The sequence below is a fragment of the Chromohalobacter sp. 296-RDG genome (genome assembly GCF_029889885.1).
Lineage (GTDB): Bacteria > Pseudomonadota > Gammaproteobacteria > Pseudomonadales > Halomonadaceae > Chromohalobacter.
Map to the genome: position 1 here is coordinate 1 of NZ_JARANY010000078.1, position 8,399 is coordinate 8,399.

The 8,399-nt window shown below is 58.5% G+C and carries 4 protein-coding genes and 1 pseudogene; 2 read left to right on the forward strand and 3 right to left on the reverse strand.

The genetic code is table 11. The features are described from left to right. Window positions 1-175: 175 nt before the first annotated feature. Window positions 176-691: pseudogene (locus OP495_RS15575) on the forward strand (IS30 family transposase); the annotation flags it as partial. Window positions 692-833: 142 nt separating this feature from the next. Here OP495_RS15575 and OP495_RS15580 read toward each other — a convergent pair. Genes OP495_RS15580 through OP495_RS15590 form a run of 3 tightly spaced genes read right to left on the reverse strand, consistent with a single transcriptional unit; the run spans window position 834 to window position 7,010 of the window. Next, a complete protein-coding gene (locus tag OP495_RS15580) occupies window positions 834-3,080 on the reverse strand; it encodes a DEAD/DEAH box helicase (RefSeq protein ID WP_280564524.1) in 2,247 nt (748 codons plus the stop codon). Further along, complete coding sequence (locus OP495_RS15585; RefSeq protein ID WP_280564522.1) at window positions 3,073-4,461, reverse strand: ATP-binding protein; 1,389 nt, start codon at window positions 4,459-4,461, stop codon at window positions 3,073-3,075. Before OP495_RS15585 ends, OP495_RS15580 begins: the two co-directional genes overlap by 8 nt. Continuing rightward, window positions 4,458-7,010, reverse strand: a complete 2,553-nt coding sequence (locus OP495_RS15590; protein ID WP_348521323.1) for a TerB N-terminal domain-containing protein — start codon at window positions 7,008-7,010, stop codon at window positions 4,458-4,460. Before OP495_RS15590 ends, OP495_RS15585 begins: the two co-directional genes overlap by 4 nt. 796 nt (window positions 7,011-7,806) lie before the next feature. Between OP495_RS15590 and OP495_RS15595 the strand changes: the two genes are divergently transcribed. Further along, window positions 7,807-8,094 carry a hypothetical protein gene (locus tag OP495_RS15595; RefSeq protein WP_280564520.1) on the forward strand — a complete coding sequence of 96 codons (288 nt, stop codon included), beginning with the start codon at window positions 7,807-7,809 and terminating at the stop codon, window positions 8,092-8,094. Window positions 8,095-8,399 lie beyond the last annotated feature (305 nt).

Here is an 8,399-nt window from a genome sequence, read left to right on the forward strand (position 1 = left end):
CGGCAGGTCTGAGGCCATCTACAACGCACTCTATGTGATCACCCGCGGCAGCCTCAAGAAGGAGTTTATCGCCTGCTTGCGGTAGAGCTACGGCAAGCGCCGGTCACGCAAGCGTGGCAAGAATCGACGCCAGCAGATTCCCGATCTGGTCAGTGTCCACATGTGCCCGCCTGTGATCGAAGACCGCCTGATGCCTGGCCTTGGGAGAGCGATCTCATCATCGGTGCCAACAATCGCTCCGCCGTCGGTATGCTGGTGGAGCGCACCACGCGTGTGGTGATCTTAGCGAAAGTGGATGGCACCACGGCACGGCGGCGGCCGTTGGCTCCAGCGACAAGCTCAATGAGGTGCTACAGGCCCTGCGCCTGTCCATGACCTACGACCAAGGCAAAGAGATGGTGAAGCATGTCGAGGTCACGCAGAAAACCGGTACGGTAATCTACTTCGCTGGCCCGAATAGCCCATGGCAGAGAGGCTCCAAGCGGATGGCCGCCCCCTCAACACCAACGGGCTTTTGCGGCAATACCTGCCGAAGGGCACGGATCTCTCTTTCTACAGCCAGGGAGAACTCGACAAGATCGCCGACTCACTGAACACACGACCGCGCAAGACACTGGTCTGGCGCACACCGCTGGAAGTTTATGCGGAGGTGCTCAAGAAATCGGCTGCAGGCCCGAGCACTCATCAATAGCGTTGCGCTTGGAAGTTGAGCCCCCCCCCCAGTTGCATAACACGGATAGACGTTCCAACAGTATTTGCCGAGAGGACCACTTTGAGCTGGTAGCCGCCCCACCCGACAAGCATAGCGTGGCAGCTTCACAGAGGACCGCCTCCTAGCCATACGTGGCGGCCATGCCACGCATCGCCTCAAGCGCCCCGTCCAGATCGAGCATACGTGCGGCGAACTCGCTACATAGCAGTTCTTCCGGCAAATATTCATCGTATTTCTCTACCTGCTTGTTCTCAGCTAAGCCAGCCAACTCGTCCACCGAGGCCGGCGGCGAATCAAGTATCGATGCGAAGAGTGGCGGGAGTTCCTCGCTGCGGCAATTCTGTACCGAAACGGCCAAGCCTTCACGCTCCGCCATCAGCCCCCGCTGACGCAGTAGCAAGGCCAGCGTGTTGAGCACTAGGTCGCTTTCCCATGGGAGAATCAGCACCTGGCCCCCTTCCTGGAGAAGGCACGTCCGATCAAGCGCCATCTCCCGGAAGAAGTTGCCGCCCTGCCCAAACAATCGCTGGGCGCCGCGATTAAGAAAGCCCGGCGCCTCTCCTTCCATGTAAAGCTGGCGCATCCGCTGGCGCACCTCACGCCGGACCATGCCGGCGGCACCGCCAAACAGGGGCGGCACACCTCCACTTGATGGCTTGAGAGTAATCACCTTGCGATCATCATCAATATCGACAATCACCCAGCGTCGACCGGCGAACACCAGCATGCCACCGGTTTCGAGCGGGCTATCGATCGGCAACATGCCGATCATCTTGCCGGCGTGGAACAGGGAAAACTCTTCGGGCGCACTGAACGCTGCATAAAAATCGTGGTGGTTGACGATACGTTCGCCCACGGCCCCATGCAGCAGAAGTCCGCTGTCAGTCTGAACAAGCAAGTCTTCCTGGCCCATCGCCCTGAGTAAGGCCGTGAACTGATCCTTCCGCAGATGCCGAAAAGGCCCCGTTTTTACCAGAGTGCGCCACAGGTCGGCTGCGGTCGCCCCGCCATACTGGGCAATCAGGCTGAGTATCTGCTGAATGAGTGTCGATAGATGCAGATAGCCGGTACAGGGAGGTTCACACCAGCCCTCGACGAGAAGCTGCACCATCGCCGTGGCCTGATACACTCCCGACCGCAGTTGGTCCAAATAAGGGGTCTGCGGTGTCAGGTTGGATTCGGTGACATACATTCGCAGTATTGCCGGCTCCCCACGACGCCCCGAGCGCCCCAGACGCTGACGCAAACTGGCAACTTCATGGGGTGGCCCGATCTGGGCGATGCTGGTCACGCTGCCAATGTCCACGCCCAGCTCGAGTGTCGAGGTACATACCGCTGTCATGGGGCGCTTGTCACTTTTCAGGCTCTGCTCGACATGATGTCGCAGATCTTTGGACAGCGAGCCATGATGCACGAAGAATTCTTCCGGCAGTCGCCGATCCTCACTCTTGCGACGCAGCAGCTCAGCGAATAGCTCCACCTGACGCTTGCTGTTGGCAAAGATCAGGTTCGACTGGCCCCGCAAGGTATCGAACAGATGATCCCGGATGACCAGGTCATCACCATGGGTGACATCCTCGATCGGCACCTCACGGCCCTGGCGTGCCAGCGCGTCAGCTTCCTTACGTCCTAGCCTGGGAGGTACTTTCTCGTAGCCTCGCAACTGGACCTGCAGTTCCTGATGATCGCTACGTGAATCGATAGGAATCACGGCCTGCCCGCCGCCCGGTCTGAGCTCCTCGGCCGCTAGACTCAGGTCGCCAAGGGTCGCGCTCAGTCCGATACGCGGGATGCGTCGCCCCAAAGCAACCTCTAGCCGGGCCAATTGGGATTGCAGCTGGATACCGCGCTCGGTACTGATGAACGCATGCCATTCATCGATGATGACCTGACGCAGCCCCGCGAACAGGCGAGAGATCTCGGTGCCGGTGCGTGAGAACATGGCCTCAAGGGATTCCGGGGTAATCAGCAGGACACCGCCCGGCATCTTCCGGAAGCGTTTCTTGTACGTCCCCGAAATATCACCATGCCAGGGGGTAAGCGCAACGTCAGTGCCTTCAACCAGCAATTCGAGGCGCTGGTGCTGGTCGTTGATCAGTGCCTTGAGGGGGGCTACATACAAAATCAGGGGCATCGGCGAAGGGCCGGCATCCATCGCCTGCAGTAGGCCGGTCAACGCAGGCATAAACGCCGCCTCGGTCTTGCCGGAGGCGGTGGCCGCACTCAAAAGAACATCCTGGCGACCGTCCAGCACTGGCACGATGGCTTTTTCCTGGAGATCGCGTAGCTGCGTCCAGCCCTGACGCCAGATCCAGCGCTGAATTCGTCGATCGAGCCGAAAAAAGCCGCTGGAGTTGGCACTAGTCATGCCTCGGCCCCCCAATCTTTAGGGAGGTTAGTTCATCATCACCGTCATCCTCCCGGGGAGCATGCGCCGGTGCCGATGCATCATTCACTGACGGCGCTGCGGCTGGCACGGGCGGCTCTTCTGGTGCGTCAGGAATCTGGTCGGCTGACTCGGGGGCCACCTGTATTTTGTCGATAAGACTATCCCAGCGAACCTCGGGATTTTGCTCGAGCAATGACAGAAACTGAGTGAATTCCTTCACCGAGTTGCGGGGTGTCTTGAAGTAGGCGTCTCCGATCTGACGATGGCAGTGATCCAGGAAGGCCTCGAGCCCTTCATCAGGCAGTAGCTCCTCCCCCGACTCGCCCCGGGCAAACACCTTACGAACATTCACCAGTAGCAAGTAAAGGTCTTCCTGGGTCAGGTTGGTCAGTCGAATAACCGGCCCCGAGAGATCGACCAACCCTTCCCGGGCAAAGCGGTTCTCGACCAAACGTGACTGCAACGCCTCGTAGCTGTACAGGCCGCGTCGGGGATCCATAAGAAACTCCGGCGTCCCGCTAAAGACGACCCCGAGGCCGTCGGCGCTGCCCTGCAGCGCGTCATTGACAATGCCCAGTATCTGCTCGTAGTTGGCATTGCGCGCCTGGCTATTGGAGAGCTTGTAGAGATTGACCAATTCATCGAGTGTCACCAGAAGCCCACCGAAACCGGCCAGCCGAACGAAGCGCGCCATGAGCTTGAGACTTTGATAGACGTTCGAGTCATCGACGATGGTACGCACTCCCAACGCCGTGCGCGCCTCGGTCCGGGTACTGTACTCCCCACGCAGCCAGCGGATGGCAGCCTGCTGCAGCTCAGTGTCGTCGGTATCGTGCCCACGCCAGTACGCCTTGATAACCGAGGCGAAGTCATACCCACCATGCATTTCCATCAGACTATCGAGTCCAGCCTGAATGGCTGCCTCCGGTGAGACGCCGCTCTGTTCGGCGTGCTGCAGCGCCTGGGTGACGAAACGCTCGGTCACGCTGGCCAGCGCCCCGCCCTCGGGCTTGGCGCGGGTTGCCATGTTGCGCATCAGCTCGGCGTATAGTGCCCGAGCCTGCCCACCGGTCGCATGGATGCGCCGATCCGGCGTCAGGTCAGCCGAAACGGTCACGAGCTTCTTCTCGCGAGCGATCGAGCCGACCAGGTTGAGAAAAAAGGTCTTCCCTGAACCATATTCGCCAATGATGAACCGCACGGCTGAGCCGCCGTCGGCCAGGGTATCGATGTCAGAGATCAACGCCTTGATCTCAGCCGCCCGCCCGACCTGGATGTGCTGTTGGCCAACGCGCGGTACCACGCCGGCGCGTAGCGAACTCAGAATGGCATTTCTTTCGCGATCGCGTAGTCGGCTCACTCTTTCATCTCCTCAAGTATTTCACTATCCACGACCAGCACGGCCCCTTCCTCCTCAAGGACCGGTGCATCCGTCAGTTCGAAGGCCGCTTCATTGATTGTGTCGATGGCACCAGCCAACAGGAGGTGTAACTCGCCGGCAAGGGTTTCCGCCTCGCTCACGGCTAGCCCCTGCTCGTGAGTGGCGACGGCTTCCAATAACGCCATGTGGGCCGTATTCAACCCACCCGGACCGGCATCAGTCTGGTCGGGGCGACTTGTGTCAACAGTGCCCTGCGACGGTGACGCCGGCAACGGTCGAGGGTCATCCGGGACCTGATCCGAGACGCCAGCAGCCATCTCGTCCTCGGGTGTAAAAATGTCATTCAGCACCCCGGTCACTTGGTCACTCTCTTCGCGCTTGCTTTGGAGAATGGCGGGGTCCAGCCTCTGCCGCCCCGTGCGCTGCGTATCAGGTACTTTACCTGTGGGTTGTGAGTCACGACTGTCGTGCGACGGCACGGCTGGCGAGTCGGGGGTAAAGATGCTGTTCAGCTCGCCGGCTATCTTCTGAGTTTCGGTGCGTTTCTGGCGGATAGTGTCCTGATTCAGGGGTTGCCGGGGCATTCCAGCTTGCGCGGCGTCCGGCTCGGGCGCCGGGATGGAAAAGCCTGTGGCCGCCTCGCTGGCCTGACGGACGACGGTCGGTTCGGCCATGGCCGAGTGAATGCGGGAGTAAAGGGTCTCAGGATCATGTCCCAGCAGACTGGCGGTGCGGCGCAATTTCTTGATCTCGTCCGTATCCACCACACCATCGGCACTCGCCAGACGTACCAGTAACTGCTCGAGCTGAGTGCGCTGGCTGGCATCCATGGCATCTACGCGTTTACGCATGCCGGCGAGGGTCGATTTGCGTTCGAGCTCCCACCGAAAATACGCTTGGAGGTGCTGTCGCTCGAGTTCGCTCAGTTGAGAAACTTGGTCCAGATAGTCAGTGAGGATGTCATAGTGCAGCTCGGTCAGGGTGTCGCTCTGGCCGTACAGGACAAAACCGGCCAGGCGCATTACCGTCGCGGCGTGGGAGAACTCGGGCGAGACAGGTAGTTGGCTGGTGCTCTGAATTTCAAACGTTACATAGTCGTTATCTTGATGAGGCAAGATACCGGTATAACGATAATCGGGCTCGAAGCCAATACCCGCCTGTTCAAGAAAACCTGCCAAAGAAGCCATGCTCTTAGCGGTTGGCTTGGCTGTACTTCCAAGGTTTATGCCTGCGGCCAACTCGGTGAAAGGGACCCTGGCAACGTCTTGCGCTTGCAAGCGTGCCTTGAGCCGGGCTTCCAAGTTGATCACTTCCTCGGTTTTACGCTCGCCTGCCAGACTCGATGGCAACAGAGCCAACGCCTCTATGCTATCCCAACGTGACGGATGCTTGCCGACGAACCGGCTGAAGGCATCCAGCTCATCACATGAGCGATCGACTAGCTCAGCCAAAAGTCGTGTCGGCTTCTTCAGTCCGGTGATGTTGGGCAATTGAGTCTGCACCGGGGCGGGCGATATCGACGGGCTGGCCGGGTGATACGACAGGGTAATCAACGTCTTGTTGGGTTTGACCACTATCCCCTCACCGTGGCGCTCCCGATACCTGCGTGTGAATAGCGCCTTGAACTCGTCAGGGCACCGCTCGGCCGCTGTACGTAGTCGGAACTGGGGATCCTGGATTACCCAGGCATAGGCCCAGTCAGCCGGGATGGGCTGATGACTCGCGGAGAAGATACCGAGATCGACAAGCAGCTGGCTCGGCAATCCATTCTGCCTTTCCCGGGTTATCGGGGTGGTATACGGCGTGTCGAACGAGCTTTCCGCCATAGCCAGATAATCCAGCAGACGCGAGGCGTACCCCTTCAAGCTATTGCTGTGGCTGTACACAGACAATAGCCGCTGGATCTCGCCGATGAGGTCTTCATACTCCTCCGAGGACACCTCGCCTGCCGGGTTATCTACTAGCAGACGTCGCTCCAGGCCGTAGAAGTACAGGAAAACGAATCCCATAGGGACGCTTGGGTCATCACGGTCTGAGGCCAGAAAGTGCAGATAGCCCGCTCTGCCTTCAGGGCTGATGCGGTGATACTGCGGCCAGTAGCCAAGCGTATCTTCGTGATTGGCGGGATTCTTCAGGTTGACCGGTAGGTCAGGGTTGATCAGAGAAGGTTCGAGGCTGTACGCCTCACCTGAGGGGAGTTTACGGCCGACCAATAGGCGTCCTCCCGGGATGGTGACGCCATGTATCGTTGTTGTCTGCCCTGCAGGGATCCAGCATTCCTGCGATGTAACCTTGGGGTCGGGTGCCAGATCAACTCCATGGGGACTCCCGTACCGCACTTCGACGTGGATACCGTACTCCCCCAGCGGGTCATCCGATGAATTATTCCGACGAGAAACGGTATGATCCTGCTGGGTGGAAATCCCAGCTCGCTCAGGCCTCTGGGGCTGGGAGCGCTTTCGCTTGCTCCTTTTGCCCACCAGCCAAACCACGCCGACCAGTAGTATCACCCATATGAATTCTTCCACCTGATTCCCCTTGCGTACTGCATTGTTTTAATAGCCGCTATCTTGCGCCTTGATCGACGACCTTGGTGGCGGACAACGCTAGTTTCTATCGTATCAGGTCTTACGTTGCTTAGGCGTAAGCCAAAAGCCCCATAGAGGCAGCTCCCGACGTGGTGCGAGTAAACAGACGGAGTAACGAACCACTGAGTTCCTCCCCTCAGGCGCCACGCAACAAACCGCTGCTGCGAATGTTGACTATCCACCCTGTGTCGGTTCCTCGAATAAGAGTGAACTCTTCCACTTTCGAGCATCCTCTAATCTTAATGTTACTTACTATATCCCAGCTTGTTCATGAGGCCGTCCTGAAAAATGACGAGAGGTCCTCTTGAATCATGTCCTGATAGGAACACCTTGATTCTACAAGAAAAAACCACTCGCCATGGGTGAGAGCCTATCCACCTATGTGTGTCCAGTCGCCGCCGGCCGGGCACATTCGAAGCCAAGGACTTCGAGGTCGAGATAATCGACGTACAGGTCGATGACGCGGATGAGCTGATCGTCGGGAATCAGTTCATCGAGAGACGGTGGTAACAGATCGAGCTATTCGCGAGAATCACCCATGATGTAGCTTGCCAGGATCAAAAGCTGCCGGTCAGGAATGCCTGAAGGCAATCTGCCAGCGATCCAGGCGCACATTGAAAAACGCGGCGTCGAAAGGTGACGCTCAGATCGAACGGGGTGTCGAAAAGATCGCGCCCGGTTAGACTGGCGATCCCCGGGGCTCAAGGCGAGCACCCGCCACCAGAGGAGATGAACGATGGATATGCAGACCGCAAGTGTGACGCTGACGTGTGCTGACAACACCGATGAAGAGTGCAAGAGGTATAAAAGCTTTGACTTGAGACTACTGGGGCTAACCGACGACCAGATCAGAGACATCATTGACTCGAATGGTCGGACTCGGGTTGCCCTCACCCCCCAACAAGTCGAAGCCAACGACGACACTCTAACAGACTATGAGAAGAAGCAGCCCCTTGAGGAGGGGCTGTTGCTGGTCGACATCGATGTCGAGTATACCTGCGGGGCATGCGGCGCCAGCTATTAAGTCCGACATCAAGGCTGGGCGTTGTTTTTGAATATGCGACGTCAACTACTTTGAACGCCCAGCACGCTGGCTTGGTGTAAGCGTAACGCGAGGGATCGCCAGCCAATCAGGAGACGGCCTCATCCCGAAGCAACTTGAAGTAAAGTGATAGCTTGCACCCTGCGGCCATGGCCATGTCGATAAGCGTCTCGAGTGGGATCTGCGAGATCTTATTGCCCAAAAGATTGACCACGTTAACCTTCGACGCCCCCATTCGTCGCGTCACCTCGGCGACCGATCATCCGTCCTGGGTTGCTAGACCAAGC